Below are 17,154 nucleotides of genomic sequence, written 5' to 3' on the forward strand. Positions count from 1 at the left end.
CCGTCATCAACAAGCGATTCGTGTGTCATCGCAGTGTAGAATCACACCCGATTCCGCAGGGCAACACCTATCTTAGCGCCTATGCCCGCACGAGGAGGTGCCATTCTTTTGAAGCCGTCTTCGACACCACCGGGGTCCTGCTTGTCCTTCGCAGGGCCCCGTTTTTTTTGTTTCAGGGCGCCTTAGCCGACGGCGGCGGTCGACCTGATCGTGATCTGCCGCGGCACGAACTGAACATCGAAGCCCAGCAGGGCTCGCTCATCGGGCGATTGGTGCTATAGGGCGGATCACGCCATCTCGAATGGCGGCTTTAATTTGCGCCACTCTCGACGGATCTCGCCATGGACGGACCCAACCCAGACATCAAACACCCGATCCCGATGCACACCCGCGTCGGCTTCCTCAAGCCCCTGGTCACCGCGCCGAATATCGAGATCGGCGAGTTCACCTACTATGACGATCCTGACGGACCGGACAAATTCGCCGAGCGGTGCGTGCTGCATCATTATCCCTTCATCGGCGACAAGCTGATCATCGGCAAGTTCTGCGCCATCGCCGAGGGCGCGCGCTTCATCATGAACGGCGCCAACCATGCCATGTCCGGCTTTTCCACCTATCCGTTCAACATTTTCGGCCATGGCTGGGAGCAAGGCTTCGACCCGAAGACGTGGTCGCAGGAACTGCGCGGCGACACGGTGGTCGGCAATGATGTATGGATCGGCATGGATGCGGTGATCATGCCCGGCGTGTCGGTCGGCAATGGCGCCATCGTGGCGGCGAAATCGGTGGTGACGCATGACGTGCCGGCCTATGCGATCGTCGCCGGCAATGCGGCAAAGGTGGTGAAGATGCGTTTCGACGACAGGACGGTCAGGCGGCTGCTTTCCGTGGCGTGGTGGAACTGGCCGGTGGACAAGATCGGCCGCAACCTCAACGCCATTCGGGGCGCCGATATTTCCAGGCTGGAGGCAGCGATTTGAACGCGCTGGGCAACGCTGTCATCGGCACCGACCTGTTCACCAAGGGGTGGATCTTCATCCGCGGCGTACCGGCGATGAAGTTCCTGCCGCCGGAGGGGCCGCCGGAGATCGCCTTTGCCGGCCGCTCCAATGTCGGCAAGTCGTCGCTGATCAATGCGCTCGTCGGCCATAACGGGCTGGCGCGCACCTCCAACACGCCGGGGCGCACGCAGGAGCTCAACTATTTCGTGCCGGGCGGGTTTTCCGGCGAAGGCACCGACCTGCCGCCAATGGCGCTGGTCGACATGCCGGGCTACGGCTATGCCAGCGCGCCGAAGGAAAAGGTGGACGACTGGACCAAGCTGGTCTTCGACTATCTCAAGGGCCGCGTGACGCTGAAGCGGGTCTATGTGCTGATCGATTCCCGCCATGGCATCAAAGCCAAGGACGACGAAGTGCTGTCGCTGCTCGACAAGGCGGCGGTGTCCTACCAGATCGTGCTGACCAAGACCGACAAGATCAAGGCCGCCGGCGTGCCGCAGCTGATCGAAGAGACATTACTGAAGATCAAGAAGCGGCCGGCGGCGTTTCCGTTCGTGCTCGCCACGTCGTCGGAAAAGGGCGAGGGTCTGGACGAACTGCGCGCGGCGATCGTGCTGGCGGCCAATGGCGGTTGAAAGCAACTCCGGGAAAAGTGTGAAGCGGTTTTCCGTCCGGAGTTGCGAAAAAAGACCTTTGGCTAACTAGGCCTTTGCCTTGGACTTCGCCTCGAGCGCGATCATCTGATGGCTTTCTTCCTCGGCAAGCTTTTCGGTGCCGTAGGACTTCAGGAACAGGCTGACGCCCGACCGCACGATGTGGTCGATTTCATCCTGGCTCGGCGCCGTGGTGCGGTAGGCGAAGATGCACTGGCGAAACAGGCCGGCGAGGCACAGTTCGGTGAATTGATAGGCGGCAAGATCGACATCATCGATCTTGAGCAGGCCGCGTTCTATGGCTGCATTGAGGAACTTGACCACCTTGTCGTGGCCGCGTTTGGGGCCACGTTCGTAAAACCGCGCGCCCATGTCCGGTATCCTGTCGGAGGCGCCGATCACGGTGCGTTGCGCCTGGATGACCTTGGCCGAGGTGATCTTCATCGACAGCACCTTGCCGAATTTCACCAGCGTCTGGCGCAGATCGTCGGCGCGGTCGAGCATGTCGTACATGTTCTTGAAGATGGTGCCGCGCTCTTCCTCGATCAGCGCCTCGAACAGCTCTTCCTTGTTGGCGAAGTAGACATAGATCGTGCCCTTGGAGACGCCGGCCTCGCGGGTAATGTCGTTCATCGACGCCGCTTCGAAGCCCTTGTCGATGAACACGCGCCGCGCGCCCTCAATGATCTGGCTGCGCTTGACCGGATCCTGGCCCGCCGCCGGGCGGCCGCGACGCGCACTATCCAGCACATCGCACCGATCATTTTCGACGTCGGGTAACGTGTCGGCCATTAAAGTCACACCTCGCGAAATAATTCGAACCGAGCGGTTCGATTGCTCTTGATATGGGCCTGCTTTAGCGCTATGTCAACGTTCGCATCGAACCGAACGGTTCAGTATAACACATTTTCCTTATGTAGCTACGGTAGCGAGATATCATGTCCTCGAACACGCCAACCACCGCCGAAGTCCGCCCCTTTCCCAACGCCAAGGTCTCGCCGGTTATCGAAGCGCCGGAAGCGCCCATCAAGCCTGCCGCCGAAGTTTTGGCCGAGGTGCCGGCCAAGAAGAAGCGGTCGGCTCGCTCGTTCATGCTGCCGATCATCGGCCTCGCTCTGCTCAGCGCCGGCGCCTGGTATGGCTATAATTACTGGACCGACGGCCGGTTCCTGATCTCGACCGACGACGCCTATGTCCAGGCCGACATGTCGTTCGTCTCGCCGAAGATTTCCGGCTATGTCGATCAAGTCAAGGTCTCGGAGAACCAGCAGGTCAAGGCCGGCGATCCGCTGCTGACGATCGACGACGGCGACTACAGAATAGCCGTTGCCCAGGCGGAGGCGCAGATCGCCACGCTGGCCAAGACGCTCGACCGTATCGACGCGCAGACCAAGGCGGCGCAAGCTTCGCTGCAACAGGCGCAGGCGCAGAAGGTCGCCGACCAGGCGGCAGCCGACAACGCCGCTCGCGCCCAGCAGCGCGCCGCGCAACTGGTCAAGACGCATGTCGGCACACAGGCGCAACTGGACGATGCCCAGACCGCTCTCGACCAGGCCAATGCAGCCCTCGTCGGCGCCGACGCGCAGATTGCAGCCGCACAGGCCAATATCGGCGTGTTCGAAGCGCAGCGCGCCGAATCGGCCAGCACGCTGGCTTCGCTGCGGCTGAACCGCGACAAGGCCGCGCGCGATCTTTCCTTCACCGTGCTCAAGGCGCCTTATGACGGCGTCGTCGGCAACCGCTCGGTCGAGCAGGGCGACCTCGTCAGCCCCGGCCAGAAGCTCGCCGTCGTGGTGCCGCTGGACAAGCTCTACATCGTTGCCAACTTCAAGGAGACGCAGCTGGCCAAGCTGGTGCCCGGTGAGAAGGTGCGGGTCTCGGTCGACGCCACGGACGGCCATGATTTCGAAGGCACGGTGTCGTCGCTGGCGCCGGCTTCGGGTGCGGTGTTCTCGCTGCTGCCGCCGGAAAATGCCACCGGCAACTTCACCAAGGTGGTGCAGCGCATCCCGGTTCGCATCGACGTGCCGGCCGATGTGCTGAAGGCAGGCAGGCTGCGCGCCGGCCTGAGCGTCGTCGTCGCCGTCGACAGCCGCACGGCTCCGGCTACGGCGAACTGAGCGAAAGCCGGGAGCAACGCCATGGCAACCGCAACCATAACTGCAGGAGCGGCTCCGGCGCCTGCCATGCCGGCGGTACCGACGACCATCTCGACGCGCCGCCTCATCGCCTTCCTGGCGATGGTGTTCGGCATGTTCATGGCGATCCTCGACATCCAGATCGTCTCAGCCTCGCTGGCCGAGATCCAGGCCGGCCTCAGCGCCAGTTCCGACGAAATCCCATGGGTGCAGACCGCCTATCTGATCGCCGAAGTGGTGATGATCCCGCTGTCGGGCTTCCTCAGCCGGATGCTGTCGACGCGCGTGCTGTTTGCAGGCGCCGCGGCCGGCTTCACGGCGGCCAGCGCGCTGGCCGCGACCGCCACCAACATCGACCAGATGATCGTCTACCGAGCCATCCAGGGCTTTATCGGCGGCGGCATGATCCCGAGCGTTTTCGCCGCCGCCTTCACCATCTTCCCGCCGTCGCGCCGCGCCATGGTGTCGCCGATGATCGGCCTGGTGGCGACGCTGGCGCCGACCATCGGCCCGACCGTCGGCGGCTATATCAGCCATGCCATGTCGTGGCACTGGCTGTTCCTCATCAATGTCATTCCAGGCATTCTGGTGACGGTCACGACTTGGACCCTGATCGATTTCGACAAGCCCAATCTCGGCCTGTTCAGCAAGTTCGACTGGTGGGGCCTTGCCGGCATGGCGGCGTTCCTCGGCTGCATGGAATATGTGCTCGAGGAAGGTCCGAACCATGACTGGCTGCAGGAACAGGCCGTGTTCATCTGCGCCATCATCATGGTTGTCGGTGCGGCGCTGTTCTTCTGGCGCGCCTTTACCGCCGAGGAGCCGATCGTCGATCTCAGGGCCTTCACCAACGTCAATTTCGCCTTCGGTTCGCTGTTCTCCTTCGTCATCGGCATCGGCCTGTACGGTCTGACCTATCTCTACCCAGTGTTCCTCGGACGCATCCGCGGCTACGATTCCTTGATGATCGGCGAAGCCCTGTTCGTCAGCGGCCTGGCGATGTTCGTCACCGCGCCGATTTCCGGCATCCTGTCGAGCAAGATGGATTTGCGCATCATGATGATGATCGGGCTGTTCGGTTTCGCTGCCGGCACATGGTGGATGACGCATCTGACCGCCGACTGGGATTTCTGGGAATTGCTGATCCCGCAGATCCTGCGCGGCAGCTCGATGATGCTGTGCATGGTGCCGATCAACAACATTGCGCTCGGCACCTTGCCGCCGGACCGGCTGAAGAACGCGTCGGGCCTGTTCAACCTGACCCGCAACCTCGGCGGTGCGGTCGGCCTTGCCGTCATCAACACCGTGCTGATCGATCGCAGCGCCTTCCACTACGCCAGGCTGGCCGAGCATGTGGAATGGGGCAGTGCGGCGGCGCAGACCAAGCTGCAGAACATGACGTTCGACTTCCAGCAGACTCCCGGCCTCGACGCCACCAAGGCGGCGATCTCCAAACTGTCGGGCATGGTCCAGCAGCAGGCGTCGCTGCTGTCGTTCATGGACGTGTTCACCATGCTGACCGTGCTGTTCGCGACCATGGCGGTCTTCACCCTGGTCATCGCCAAGCCGGCGCCGCCCGCGGGCAGCGGTGGCGGAGGCCATTGAGCGCGCCGGACCCCCGCCTGGCGCCCTCATGTGTGACCCCGGAAATCACCCCCGATTTCCGGGGTCACGCTTAAGCATCGATCGTTATCAAGCTCCTTGGTCGAACACCCGGCGCGCTATGCTGCGGCAGGCGCCCCAAACCATTTGGTCAGCGAGTCGGTTAGCCCGGCTGCTTCAGGGCCGCCGACCCAGGCCACATAACCGTCAGGCCGGACCAGCACTGCGCATGGGGCTTCGACTGCCCCCAGCACCGGAAGCTCCCAGACGCCATCGTAGCTGGCGTCGACAGACCGAACCCGATCAGCCCACGGGCGGATGTCCAAAGCGCCGGGTTTTTCAAAGTTGAGCAGCAGCGGCCGGGCGTCGTGCAGCAGGGCAAAGACCCGCGCCGGCCCAGCAGCGGTGACGAGGTCGAGATCAGGCATGCGACGTCCCAGCAGCGGATGCCCTTCGCCAAGATCGTAGTGAATGTCCAGGCCGGACATCATCCCGGCAAAACGCTTGCGCGGCTCTTCCATGGCGAGCAGTTCGGCCATTGTATCGCGCAACGCTTTGGTACGCTCGTCTTCGCGACGGAGCGCGACTGACGCCATGGTGTTTTTCGATACGCGCGCGGCAACCGGGTGGCGTTCTGCCTGATAGGTGTCGAGCAGGCTTTCCGGCGCGGTATTTGTGACCACCTGGGCGAGCTTCCAGCCCAGATTGACCGCGTCGTGCACACCGGTCTGCAGACCCTGTCCGCCGTCCGGCGGATGGACATGCGCGGCGTCGCCGGCGAGCAGCACCCGCCCCTTGCGATATGAGGCTGCCTGCCGGGTCATGTCGGTGAAGCGGGCCAGCGATGTTGGATTGTGGACGCCGTAATCGGTGCCGTAGACGGCAATGAGCGCCTCGCTGAGCTCATGCAACGTGGGCACGCCGCCGGCCCCGACCTCGCGTTCGGTCACCAGCACCCGCACCGTACCGTCTTCCAGTCTGCTGAGGCCGTGAATTCCGATGGCATCGCGGTGGATACCCCATTGCGGCTCTTCCGTTACCTCGACCTCGGCGATCAAATTGCTGGTTGTCGGCTCGGAACCGGGGAACTCGATGCCCGCCGCCTTGCGCACGAGGCTTCTGCCGCCGTCGCAGCCGACAAGATAATCGGCACGAAGCGACCCGCCATCGCTCAGTGCGACATCGACGCCGCCGCCATCCTGCACGAAGCCTGTCACCTCGCGGCCACGGTAGACCGTGACGCCAAGTTCATCGACCCAGCAGGCAAGGATGCGCTCTATGTGCTTTTGCCACAGCGCCAGCCCGTAATTGTGGCGGGTGGGGAAGTCGCTGATATCAAGCGAAACGCCGGCGAAGCCTGCGACCTGTGCGGTCTGGCCTTGCGACAGGAACCGATCGGCAATGCCGCGCTGGTCGAAGATCTCGATGGTGCGCGAATGCAGGCCGCCCGAGCGCGCGCCGGCGAGATCCTGGTTCTCGCGCCGCTCGACGATGGCGACATCGATGCCGTCCAGGGAAAGCTCGCCGGCCAGCATCAACCCGGTCGGGCCGCCGCCGGCGATCACCACGGAATGGGATATTCGCGGCCGGTCCGCATCAACACCGTCGGTCGATTTGGCGGTCGATTTGGGCTCGCCGTCGCGAGCCCGTGCTTTGGTTGGTTGCATAGATTCTGGCCCTCTCGTTAGGGCTGCGGAATCTACGCATAAAAAACCGTCTGCCAATTCTTGAAGTTGACTGTTTTCGCCCCATTTCAAGAGATAGGAGGCGGTCGTCACGCCGGCTCCAAATCCCCACCCCGCTAAAAGACGCCGAACGGTCAGGCAGTTGCCGGCTTGAAGCTGAGCGCAACGCCGTTGATGCAGTGGCGCAGGCCGGTCGGCGCCGGGCCATCGTCGAAGACATGGCCGAGATGACCGCCGCAGCGGCGGCAATGAACCTCGGTGCGGGTCATGCCCAGCGAACGGTCCTCGGTCTTGCCGACGGCGTTGGCAATCTCTTGCCAGAAGCTCGGCCAGCCGGTGCCGGAATCGAACTTGGTCTCCGAGGAATAGACCGGCAGGTCGCAGCCGGCGCAGGCGAAAATGCCCTTGCGGTGCTCGTTGAGCAGCGGGCTGGTGCCGGGATACTCGGTGCCTTCCTTGCGCAGCACGTTGAAGGCTTCATCCGACAGGATGGCGTGCCACTCGGCGTCGGTCTTGGTGACCTCGAAGGTTTCAGCAGCTCTGGCGGGTTGGGGTCCGCCCATGCGCAGCGTTGCCACCGCGCCGGCAAATGCGGCAACGGCGACGCCACTCAAAAGCAAGTCGCGACGGTTCATGACAGAAATCCTCCTGCGGGTTGTTTTGCCAGATTTGGCCGCCACTGGAAAATCAAAAGCCGGTGACGGTTGCCCTGCAAACGAACGCTCCACACCGGCTCCGCGCTTGTTGCGGACGGGATGGAGCGCTCGGTCGTTTGCTCGGCCCACGGGGGCGGGGCCGCGCAATCTGCAGGAGCTTACCGCCTGTTCGTCGGCGGCAGGGCTTTGTTACATCTTCGGCAGCAGGACCTTGTCGATGACGTGGATGACGCCGTTCGACTGCTCGACATCGGCGATCGTCACATTGGCGACATTGCCGTTCTCGTCGGTCACGGTGACCTTGCCGCCGTCAGCCTTGAGCGACAGCTCGCAGCCGCCGACCGTCTTGACCTTATGGGTGCCGCCATCGGCCTTGGCCATCGAGGCGACATCGGCGCCCATCGCTTTAGCGCCGATGACATGGCAGGTCAGGATCTTGGTGAGCTTGTCCTTGTTCTCGGGCTTGAGCAGCGTCTCGACCGTGCCAGCCGGAAGCGCGGCGAAGGCCTCATTGGTCGGCGCGAAGACGGTGAACGGGCCTGCGCCCTGCAGCGTCTCGACCAGGCCGGCAGCCTTGACGGCGGCGACCAGCGTGGTGTGGTCCTTCGAATTGACGGCGTTCTCGACGATGTTCTTGTTGGCGTACATGGCGGCGCCGCCAACCATCGGATTCTCGGCATAGGCGATTGTGGCGAGGGCGGAGACGGCAATGGTACCGGCGAGCAAAAGGGTGGCGATTCTACGCATAGTGTTCGAACTCCTCGGGGTTATTGTTTCCTCTTTCGGAACATGAGGAGATACGAAATAGAACTGCCTGAGTTTCCGCGCGCCGGGAAAAATTTCCTTTATTTTGTCGACGAATTAATCTCCGGAGATCGAACCTCTAATCTCCAGCAGCGTATCCAAAACGAAAACAGCGGAAGATGTACTTCCGCTGTCTTCATTGTGACGTCATGGTTTTACGATTTATCAGATGCCCTTCAGGTCGCCCGCGGCAACGACCGGTCCGGTCGGCTGTCCGGTCGTCGAACCGCCCGTCGGCTCGACGCTGACGGCAAGCACGGCGCCTTGCGCCAGCTTCTGCTGCACTGCCGGGGTAACCGGAATGTGCGTGACCTGGCCGGCGGGAATGACACCCATCGAGACCGGCGCATTCTTGCCTTCGATCATCCACAGTTCGAAGTCCTTGCCGGCGGCGCGTTCGCCCGAAACCAGCGACAGGCCGACATCGCGGCGGGAAGCGTCGTAGACGACGAGGTATTTGACATCGCTGCCTTCGGCAGCCAGCGAGGCGACGAGGCGCTCCTGCGGCACGACGACCGGCGACCTGACGTAAGGCACGGCGACATAGAGCACCAGGGCCGCGAGAGCCGCTGCGGTGAGGCCGCGCCAGAAGCTAAGGCTGGACCACAGGCTGCCGCTCGGGGCCGTCGTCGACGCCGCGGTGGAGGAGAACAGCCGGCGATCGATAGCCGGCTTGATGGTGGCCGGCGGCTCTACCTCAGCATAAGCGGCAGCCATCGGCGAGAGATTCACTTCCCAGGAATCGACGAGACGGGCAAAGCCGGTCTCCGCGTCGATGCGTCCGGAGGCTATCTGGCGCTCATCCGCCGGCAGCACGCCGAGAACGTATTCGGCTGCGAGCAGGTCGTCGCCTCCACGTTCCGGTCCATTTTCTTCTGCCAGGGTCATCTTTCCAGACATTCTCTAAGTTTCAACAGGCTGCGGCGCAGCCATGTCCGCATCGTGTTGAGCGGAACCTTGTGACGTTCCGCGAGCTCGGCGTAACTTTCGCCGTTCAAATAAGCACCCCGAACGGCTTGCGCCCGGTCTTGTTCCAACTCTTCAAGGCACTGATAGATGCGCTCGGATTCACCGCCCGCAACAACCATAGCCTCTGGCCCCGGACCGGGGTCAGCCACGTCGAGCGCGGCATCGATATCGGCAGCGGGCTTGCGTCGCGACCGGATGCGATCAATCGCATGATTGCGTGCTATGGCCACCAGCCAGGAGATTGGGCTTAGATCGGAAACAGCGAAACGGTCCGCCTTCGTCCACACTTTGACGAAGACCTCTTGCAGCGCTTCTTCCGCATCTCCGCGATCCTTCAATACACGAAGGCACACGCCGAAAAGTTTCGCACTGGTTTGCCGGTAAAGCAGATCGAACGCAGTCCGATCCTTCATCGAGGTCCGGACAATCAGGGTGGAGATATCCTGCGGCGTCATACGGACAAGCTAAGCGATCACGATTTATTTGCAAAGGCAGAAATCTTGTTGTCCACGCAAACGATGTCCGCGCCCGATCGCCAGTAATCGCCGGTCGGTGCCAAGGAAATCGGCTGTCGTTAGCCTCCCGCAGAAAGGGGAACAGCAATGTCGGCCGAACAGATGCTGTGGGAGAACGATGCAACCGGCTTGGCGGAGCTGGTGCATAGAGGCGAGATCTCGCCGCCGGACCTTGTCGATGCTGCGATCGCGCGCGCCGAGGCAACCCGATCATTGCGCATCCGCCGCTTGCCTGAGGCGCCATGGACCCGAAGGGGGCCGCGAGCTCATCGAAAACCTGCTCGACAAATTGCATTTGACCCGTCTCTTGGAGATCAGATCCCTGTTTGGGCAATTGATGGACAAGAGCCTGTGGTTCACCACTGGCCGGCGATCCAGAATGGCCTGCCGCTCGACATCCAGGGCGTCGGCCGCCCCGGCGACGAGCAGACGTTCTTGTCGCTCGCCGCGCAGATGGAGAAGATTTCCGGCTGGCTGACGCGGCGGGCGCCGCTCAAGGTGCCGGCCTGATCCGGCAGATTTCATCATCGTGATAGCAAAGCTGTTTGCGGCCTAGGCCAATTCCCGCTAAGACGCCGCCGTCCTTACCCGCATCCAGGGAACCATGCCGATGACGGAGATCACCGCCACCGCCGAAATGCAGGCCGCCCTGCTCTCGCGGGCCCTGCCCTATATGCAGCGCTACGAGCACAAGACGGTGGTGGTGAAATATGGCGGTCATGCCATGGGCGATATCGAGCTCGGCAAGGCTTTCGCCCGTGACATCGCGCTGCTGAAGCAGTCCGGCGTCAACCCGATCGTCGTCCATGGCGGCGGGCCGCAGATCGGCGCCATGCTGGCCAAGATGGGCATCGAATCCAAGTTCGAAGGCGGGCTGCGCGTCACGGACCAGAAGACGGTCGAGATCGTCGAGATGGTGCTGGCCGGTTCGATCAACAAGGAGATCGTCGCGCTGATCAACGCCGAGGGCGAATGGGCGATCGGCCTGTGCGGCAAGGACGGCAACATGGTGTTCGCCGAAAAGGCGCGCAAGACCATGATCGACCCGGACTCCAACATCGAGCGTGTGCTCGATCTCGGTTTCGTCGGCGAGCCGGTCGAGGTCGACCGCACCCTGCTCGACCTGCTGGCACGCTCGGAAATGATCCCGGTGCTGGCGCCGGTGGCGCCCGGCCGCGACGGCCACACGTACAACATCAATGCCGACACCTTCGCCGGTGCCATCGCCGGCGCCTGCCAGGCGACGCGCCTTTTGTTCCTGACCGACGTGCCCGGCGTGCTCGACAAGAACAAGAAGCTGATCGACGAGCTGACGGTGGCCGAAGCCAAGGCGCTGATCAAGGACGGCACGGTGTCGGGCGGCATGATCCCCAAAGTCGAGACCTGCATCGAGGCGATCGAGCGCGGCGTCGAAGGCGTCGTCATCCTCAACGGCAAGACGCCGCATGCGGTGCTTCTGGAACTGTTCACCGAACACGGCGCCGGCACGCTGATCGTGCCCTGATCGGCAACTGGCTTGGCGGCCAGTTGGTCGGCTGGCCAGCCCTTAGGCAGGCTGGGGCAGGCGCGCGATGACCTTTATCTCGAAGTCGAAGCCGGCTAACCAGTTGACGCCGACCGCCGTCCAATTGGTGTAGGGCGGTTCACCGAACACCTTCAGCCGAACGGCATCGATCACGGGCCATTGCGTTGCCGGATCGGTGTGGAAGGTGGTCACGTCGACTATATCGTCGAACGTGGCGCCCGCTGCTTTCAGCACTGCCGCGAGATTGTCGAAGGCAAGCTGGACCTGCTTTTCGAAGGCAGGTTCGGGCGACCCGTCCTCGCGGCTGCCGACCTGGCCCGAGACAAACAAAAGATCGCCCGATCGGATTGCAGCAGAATAGCGATTGATCTCGTAGAGAGCCTGCCTGCCGGCAGGAAAGATCGCGTCACGTTTGGTCATTTTCACTCCATTGTCCGGGGCACTCACATACGTCCCGTATGCATGAGGTGGGTACATACGCCGCGTATGTCAATACGCATACGGTACGTATCTATGAATGGCAGCGAGCCGGTCAGGTGCCGGCCGAGATCGCGACAGCCGCTTCGGCCGGCTTGAGCGGCGGGCGCATGACGACCATGGATTCCTCATCGGCATCCTGCGGCGCGCCCCAGAACTCAGCCAGCGTCGGACCATCCTTGAGGCGGCGGTCGCGGGCCAGGAAACCCCAGACCTCGCGGAACCACACGCGGCGGCCCATTTGGGTGTACCAGCGCATCGAATGGCGCTGTTCGGGATCGGGGTGGAAGAGAATGCGCGCCAGCGCCTTCGGCCGCGACTGCACCGCGACCTCGATCAGCTTGACCGAGAAGAACAGCATCCACGGTTTCAGCCGGGTCATCTGCAGCACCTGGTGCTTGTAGTCCCACAGCCGGGCATCCGTCTGGATCACCTTGCGGTCCTTGGCGATGCGGAAGAACGGCGTCCAGCGGTGCGGCGTGACATAGAGCGCCTGGATCTGGTCGGGGTCGTAGGCAAGCAGCTGGCGAAAGCCGCGCCACAGATCGCGAAAGGTCTCATCCTCGAACCCCGCCACCCAGGTCGCCATGGACAGTATGCCATGCTGGCGGAGCAGCCGGATCGCCTCGCGGTCGGATGAGGTGCTGCCGCCCTTGCGGATCAGTTGAAGCGTCTGCTGGTCGGTGTTTTCCATGCCGAGCAGCCAGCGGATGACGCCGGCCTTGCGATAGAGGTGCAGGATGTCGGCATCGCGCACGATGTCGTCGGCCCGGGTCGAGCCGACGATCAGCACCGGCACGTTCTCGGCGATCAGCGCATCGAGAAAGGCGCGCCAAACCTTCTTCGATACGGTCGGGTTTTCGTCGGCGAGGTTGATCAGTTCGACGCCGTGCTGGCGGTGCAGCCAGGCAATCTCCTGCGCAAATTTTTTGGGGTCGCGGTGCCGCCAGCGGGTCCAGAAACCGCGCTGGCCGCAATAGTTGCACAGATGCGGACAGCCCCGCGAAAACTGCATGACCACGGCGCGCTTGCCGCCCCAATAGCTGTAGCGGCGGTGATCGATCAGCTCCCAGCCGACGCGGTACTCGTCCAGATTGGCAGTGGTCCCGGCCGGCCGCGTCGCGAAGGGGCGGCCGAGATCGTCGCGATAGGCGATACCCGCGACATCGCCCAGCGGCCGGCGATTGTCCAGTGCCACGACCAGGGCAAGGATGGTTGCCTCGCCCTCGCCGCGCACGATGAAGTCGAAGACATCGCTCGCCGCCAATATGTCGCGCCAGTGATAGGTCGGGAACACGCCGCCATAGATCACCAGCGTCGCCGGCTCGAGCGCCTTGACCATGCGGGCGATCGCGAGCGCGGTGGGATGCGCCGAGGTCGAGCCGGAGTGGCCGATCAGGATGCAATCGGGCTGGCCGCTGAGCGCATCGCGCACCAGAGTTTCCAACGGCATCGGCCCGAATTCGGCATCGACCAGCCGGACTTTATGGCCGGCGTCGATAAGCGGGCCGCCCAGTGCCAGCAGGCCGAGCGGTGGCAGATGGTCATCGGGCACGCGGCTGCCGATGGCGGTGTGCGGCGGATTGATCAGCACGATGTTCATGACGGACCTTTGAGCGACGGTCCGCATGGCGTAGCCGGCGTTTCAGTTTCGCATTTGGGCTCCGTTCAGCAGTTTGCGTGCAGCTTTTCCGCAGAAATGGCGGTGCGTGTCCTACCGCCTGAGGTGGGCGAGCGGCACGTGGCCCGGGCCCTTGATGTTCTGCAGCACCAGCTGGGTGTGAACGTCGCGCACGCCGGCAAGGCGCATCAGGCGGTGCATGACGAAGGCGTTGAGTTCGTCGACCGACGGCACCATGACGTGCAGCAGGAAATCGTGGTCGCCGGTCATCGTCCAGCATGACGACACTTCGTCCATGCGTTGCACGGCGGCGATGAAGGTTTCGGGCGAACCGTCGCTGTGGCTGGTGAGCCGCACCTGGATGAACACCTCGACCATCAGGCCGACGGCGCGGCGGTTGAGCACGGCGGCAAAGCCCTTGATGATGCCGGCCTCCTGCAGCGCCTCGAAGCGGCGGGCGCAAGGCGTCGTCGACAGGCCGATCTCCTGCGCCAGTTCGGACACGGGCTTGCGTCCATCGCGCTGAAGCACATCCAGCATCTTGATCTCGAAATCGTCGAACTGAGGCATTTTCACTCTCTTTCAGCTTCTGCTTGGTGATTTTTACCTCAAATCATGGACCCAAGCCATCATCAAAGCTGAATTGCCTCGCCGGCCGCCGCTAGACTCTGCGGACAGATTCAAGTGTCACGATCAGGGGAGAAGAACCATGACGACGATGAGCGTTGCCGAATATGCCCGTGATTGCGCGGCGCAAGGCCTGCGAGGCGACTATTCAGTGTGCCGTTCCGATTTCACCGTGGCGCAGGGCTATGATTACAGCGCCGACGAACAGGCGGTGTGGCGCACGCTGTGCGACCGGCAAACCAAGCTGACACAGAAGCTGGCGCACCATTCCTATCTCGATGGCGTCGCCGCACTCGGCCTGCTCGACAAGATCCCGGATTTCGGCGCGGTCTCAGACAGGCTGCGCAAGCTGACCGGCTGGGAAATCGTCGCCGTGCCTGGCCTCATCCCGGCCGCGCCCTTCTTCGACCATCTCGCCAACCGGCGCTTTCCGGTGACCAACTGGCTGCGCACCAAGGACGAGCTCGACTACATCGTCGAACCCGACATGTTCCACGACTTCTTCGGCCATGTGCCCATCCTGACACAGCCGGTGTTTGCCGACTTCATGCAGATGTATGGCGAAAAGGCCGAGAGCGTGATTGCGTTGGGCGGTGACGAGATGATCACCCGGCTCTACTGGTACACCGCCGAATACGGGCTGATACAGGAGGAGGGCCAGAAGCTGAAAGCTTTCGGCGCCGGGCTGATGTCGTCGTTCACCGAATTGCAGTTCGCCGTCGCGAGCCCGGACGCGCACCACGTGCCCTTCGACCTCGAAACGGTAATGCGCACCGGTTACGAGATCGACAAGTTCCAGCGCGCTTATTTCGTGCTGCCGTCCTTCGACGTGCTGCGCGATGCGTTCCGGACCGCCGATTTCAAGGCGATCGTTGCCCGCCGCAAGGGGCAGCCGACCCTGGATCCAGCGACGGTTTAGCAAATCCTGAAGGGTTTGCGCGGCACCTATCCCCACCCTTAATCCTCCCCACAAGGGGGAGGGAGATCTCGTTGGCGCTGATTTCCGAGGGTTTCGACACCAAGGCATGGGTAGCGCCGGCAGCAATCCTGTCGCGCCGTTCGCTTTTTTGACATCAGACGGTAATGACTTCGTCACACCGTGGATGACTTCGTCACACCGTGATTACTTTGGTCAGATGGTCGCCTAGCCGGCAGGCAAGTGCGGTGATTGTCGTCGTCGGGTTGCATTCGCCCGACGTGCAGAACACCGACGAGCCGCCGACATAGAGATTGTCCATGCCGTGCACCTTGCAGTTGGCGTCGACCACGCTCTTGGTGATATCGGTGCCCATGCGCGTGCCGCCCATGTGGTGGTGGCCGGCCAGTTCCTCATCCGTCGGGTAGTCCTCGCCATTGGTCAGCCAGTCCATGATGCGGACGCGGCCGAGGTCCTTCTCGATCAGCGTCGTTCCGAACAGCTTGAGCCCCTCGAGGATGGTGCGGCGCTCCAACGGCGACTTCTTCCAGTGCAGCTCGATGCGCGGCACGCCGGCACGGTCGACATCGGTCTTCGACAATTCGATATGGTTCGAGGCCAGCGGCGCCTGTTCCCAGGCGACGTAGAGCTGGGCGGCGCAGCGCAGGTTCTGGCTGAGCTGGTAGGCGACCCATTCGGCGGCCTCGGGCGCGGTGCAGGCGAGGTCGGCAATCAGGCTCTTGACGCCGGCATAGGGCGTCTCGATCAGGCGTATGCCGAAATTCATGATCTGCAGCCGCTCCATGGCGGCGAGCGTCGGCGAGAAGAACGCCTCGTTGACGGCATCAACCTCGAACTCCCTGTAATCGGCCAGGATGGCATTGCCGCCCTCGAAGGTCGGGTGCTCCATCCAGTAGCGGCCAAGTGCCGTGGCGTTCGGCACCACGCCGCCATTCGAGCGCTGGTTCGACCATAGAAGCAGCCGCGAATTCTCCAGCCCGCCGGCGCAGACGATGAAACAATCGGCGCTGAAGGCGCCGGCATCCTTGCCATTCGACCACAGCCTGGCGCCGGTCACTCGCTTGCCGTCCCCGGCAAGTTCGGTGGCATAGGTGTTGAGCACGAGCGCTATGTTCTTGCTCTTGTCGAGCTCGTCGGAGAATTTCTCGCCAAAGCGCACGGCCGGGCTCTTGATCAGCTGCACCCAGCGTATGTCGTCTGAAATCGGCACATCGGGCTTGAAGTCGGGAAGCTCGAGTATGTCGTGCACCTCGGACAGATAGGGCTCGATGTCGGTCCGGGCGATTGGCCAGCCGGTGTCCGGCGCCCATGCCTTGGGCTCAAAGTCCTGCTTGTCGAGCACGCGGCACCAGCCGGCCCAGTGGTTCGACGACCCGCCCATGAAGCGCAGCCGGGTGATGTCGAGATCGAAATATTGATCGCCGACCGTGAAGCCGCGGTAGAAATCCTGCGACTCGTCGCTGAATTCGCGTGCGCCGGCCTCCAGCACCACGACCGGAATGCCGGCGGCGCCGAGCTTTCTGGCAATGGTGGTGCCGGCCGGCCCGGAGCCGAGAATGCAGACCTTGGGCTTGAAATCCGAGGCTCGAAACGCCTCATAGCAGTCGAAGATCATGCCAGGTCGCTCCGCTTCAGGATCCAGCCATTGACCACGACGATCTCGTCGGGATCGGCCGGGGGGCGGTCGCTGTCAGGCAGCTTGCGAAAAAGCTGTAGCGCCGGCATCGCAATCAGCGCCTGCACGATGGTGCGGCGCGACATTTTCCTGATGAACAAACTCATGACACGTCTCTGGATGGGGGCTTCGATCCACGCATGGCGTTCCCTGAACGGCACACGTACCGGCCAGACATGCCATTCCCGTGCCAAGCCTTGCCTGTAAACGAGTTACAACCCGGTAAACGGCGCAGTTGCGTGGAAACAATGTTGGCGAACCGTTAACAG

The 17,154-nt window shown here is 62.8% G+C and carries 19 protein-coding genes; 8 read left to right on the top strand and 11 right to left on the bottom strand.

From position 1 onward, the window contains the following. From X733_RS1000000170505 to yihA, 3 genes are all read left to right on the top strand, one after another. The coding region (locus X733_RS1000000170505) for a hypothetical protein (RefSeq protein WP_032911291.1) at positions 1 to 281 on the top strand (281 nt) is incomplete at its 5' end. A 60-nt stretch (positions 282 to 341) separates the two neighbouring features. Continuing rightward, positions 342 to 980, top strand: a complete 639-nt coding sequence (locus X733_RS146545; protein WP_023681358.1) for a CatB-related O-acetyltransferase — start codon at positions 342 to 344, stop codon at positions 978 to 980. Then, positions 977 to 1,636, top strand: a complete 660-nt coding sequence (gene yihA, locus X733_RS146540; protein ID WP_023741307.1) for a ribosome biogenesis GTP-binding protein YihA/YsxC — start codon at positions 977 to 979, stop codon at positions 1,634 to 1,636. The genes X733_RS146545 and yihA overlap by 4 nt, the downstream gene beginning before the upstream one ends. Before the next feature lie 66 nt (positions 1,637 to 1,702). On the opposite strand, the gene X733_RS146535 is transcribed toward yihA, so the two are convergent. Continuing rightward, positions 1,703 to 2,446 carry a TetR/AcrR family transcriptional regulator gene (locus tag X733_RS146535; RefSeq protein ID WP_023673241.1) on the bottom strand — a complete coding sequence of 248 codons (744 nt, stop codon included), beginning with the start codon at positions 2,444 to 2,446 and terminating at the stop codon, positions 1,703 to 1,705. Positions 2,447 to 2,592: 146 nt separating this feature from the next. On the opposite strand from X733_RS146535, the gene X733_RS146530 reads away from it, so the two are divergent. Beyond that, on the top strand, positions 2,593 to 3,774 hold the full coding sequence (locus X733_RS146530; protein WP_023732747.1) for an HlyD family secretion protein: 1,182 nt from the start codon (positions 2,593 to 2,595) through the stop codon (positions 3,772 to 3,774). Positions 3,775 to 3,795: 21 nt separating this feature from the next. After that, positions 3,796 to 5,397, top strand: a complete 1,602-nt coding sequence (locus tag X733_RS146525; RefSeq protein WP_023819243.1) for a DHA2 family efflux MFS transporter permease subunit — start codon at positions 3,796 to 3,798, stop codon at positions 5,395 to 5,397. Positions 5,398 to 5,513: 116 nt separating this feature from the next. Here the strand turns inward: X733_RS146525 and X733_RS146520 are convergent, their stop codons facing one another. The 5 genes from X733_RS146520 to X733_RS146500 form a co-directional block, all read right to left on the bottom strand. Further along, complete coding sequence (locus X733_RS146520) at positions 5,514 to 7,061, bottom strand: FAD-dependent monooxygenase (RefSeq protein WP_032911293.1); 1,548 nt, start codon at positions 7,059 to 7,061, stop codon at positions 5,514 to 5,516. Between the two features lie 152 nt (positions 7,062 to 7,213). Continuing rightward, entirely contained in the window at positions 7,214 to 7,714 is a 501-nt protein-coding gene (gene msrB, locus X733_RS146515; protein ID WP_023819245.1) for a peptide-methionine (R)-S-oxide reductase MsrB, read from the bottom strand. Between the two features lie 210 nt (positions 7,715 to 7,924). Continuing rightward, a complete protein-coding gene (locus X733_RS146510; RefSeq protein WP_023681353.1) occupies positions 7,925 to 8,482 on the bottom strand; it encodes a fasciclin domain-containing protein in 558 nt (185 codons plus the stop codon). A gap of 222 nt (positions 8,483 to 8,704) precedes the next feature. Further along, positions 8,705 to 9,427: an anti-sigma factor gene (locus X733_RS146505; RefSeq protein ID WP_023673235.1), complete on the bottom strand. Its 723-nt coding sequence runs from the start codon at positions 9,425 to 9,427 to the stop codon at positions 8,705 to 8,707. Further along, positions 9,424 to 9,963 carry a sigma-70 family RNA polymerase sigma factor gene (locus X733_RS146500; protein ID WP_023673234.1) on the bottom strand — a complete coding sequence of 180 codons (540 nt, stop codon included), beginning with the start codon at positions 9,961 to 9,963 and terminating at the stop codon, positions 9,424 to 9,426. Before X733_RS146500 ends, X733_RS146505 begins: the two co-directional genes overlap by 4 nt. Positions 9,964 to 10,110: 147 nt before the next feature. On the opposite strand from X733_RS146500, the gene X733_RS1000000168335 reads away from it, so the two are divergent. Together X733_RS1000000168335 and argB are read left to right on the top strand one after the other, a co-directional pair. Beyond that, positions 10,111 to 10,533, top strand: coding sequence for a hypothetical protein (locus X733_RS1000000168335; RefSeq protein ID WP_245270238.1), 423 nt, complete (start codon positions 10,111 to 10,113; stop codon positions 10,531 to 10,533). A 100-nt stretch (positions 10,534 to 10,633) separates the two neighbouring features. Continuing rightward, positions 10,634 to 11,527 carry an acetylglutamate kinase gene (gene argB / locus X733_RS146495; RefSeq protein WP_013528489.1) on the top strand — a complete coding sequence of 298 codons (894 nt, stop codon included), beginning with the start codon at positions 10,634 to 10,636 and terminating at the stop codon, positions 11,525 to 11,527. Between the two features lie 42 nt (positions 11,528 to 11,569). Here the strand turns inward: argB and X733_RS146490 are convergent, their stop codons facing one another. The 3 genes from X733_RS146490 to X733_RS146480 form a co-directional block, all read right to left on the bottom strand. Then, the gene (locus X733_RS146490) at positions 11,570 to 11,968 is read right to left on the bottom strand and encodes a RidA family protein (RefSeq protein ID WP_023819246.1); all 399 of its coding nucleotides are present in this window, start codon (positions 11,966 to 11,968) and stop codon (positions 11,570 to 11,572) included. A gap of 112 nt (positions 11,969 to 12,080) precedes the next feature. Then, positions 12,081 to 13,628, bottom strand: coding sequence for a magnesium-protoporphyrin IX monomethyl ester anaerobic oxidative cyclase (bchE, locus tag X733_RS146485; RefSeq protein ID WP_023703792.1), 1,548 nt, complete (start codon positions 13,626 to 13,628; stop codon positions 12,081 to 12,083). Positions 13,629 to 13,739: 111 nt separating this feature from the next. Then, positions 13,740 to 14,216 carry an Lrp/AsnC family transcriptional regulator gene (locus X733_RS146480; RefSeq protein ID WP_023687465.1) on the bottom strand — a complete coding sequence of 159 codons (477 nt, stop codon included), beginning with the start codon at positions 14,214 to 14,216 and terminating at the stop codon, positions 13,740 to 13,742. Positions 14,217 to 14,355: 139 nt separating this feature from the next. Here X733_RS146480 and phhA point away from each other — a divergent pair, with 139 nt between their 5' ends. Further along, positions 14,356 to 15,192, top strand: coding sequence for a phenylalanine 4-monooxygenase (gene phhA / locus X733_RS146475; RefSeq protein WP_023687466.1), 837 nt, complete (start codon positions 14,356 to 14,358; stop codon positions 15,190 to 15,192). Between the two features lie 193 nt (positions 15,193 to 15,385). Here the strand turns inward: phhA and X733_RS146470 are convergent, their stop codons facing one another. Together X733_RS146470 and X733_RS1000000170280 are read right to left on the bottom strand one after the other, a co-directional pair. Next, the gene (locus X733_RS146470; protein ID WP_023819247.1) at positions 15,386 to 16,825 is read right to left on the bottom strand and encodes a GMC family oxidoreductase; all 1,440 of its coding nucleotides are present in this window, start codon (positions 16,823 to 16,825) and stop codon (positions 15,386 to 15,388) included. Beyond that, complete coding sequence (locus X733_RS1000000170280) at positions 16,822 to 16,992, bottom strand: hypothetical protein (protein WP_023819248.1); 171 nt, start codon at positions 16,990 to 16,992, stop codon at positions 16,822 to 16,824. Before X733_RS1000000170280 ends, X733_RS146470 begins: the two co-directional genes overlap by 4 nt. Between the last annotated feature and the right edge of the window lie 162 nt (positions 16,993 to 17,154).

It is taken from the genome of Mesorhizobium sp. L2C066B000, assembly GCF_000502335.1.
Classification (GTDB): Bacteria; Pseudomonadota; Alphaproteobacteria; order Rhizobiales; family Rhizobiaceae; genus Mesorhizobium.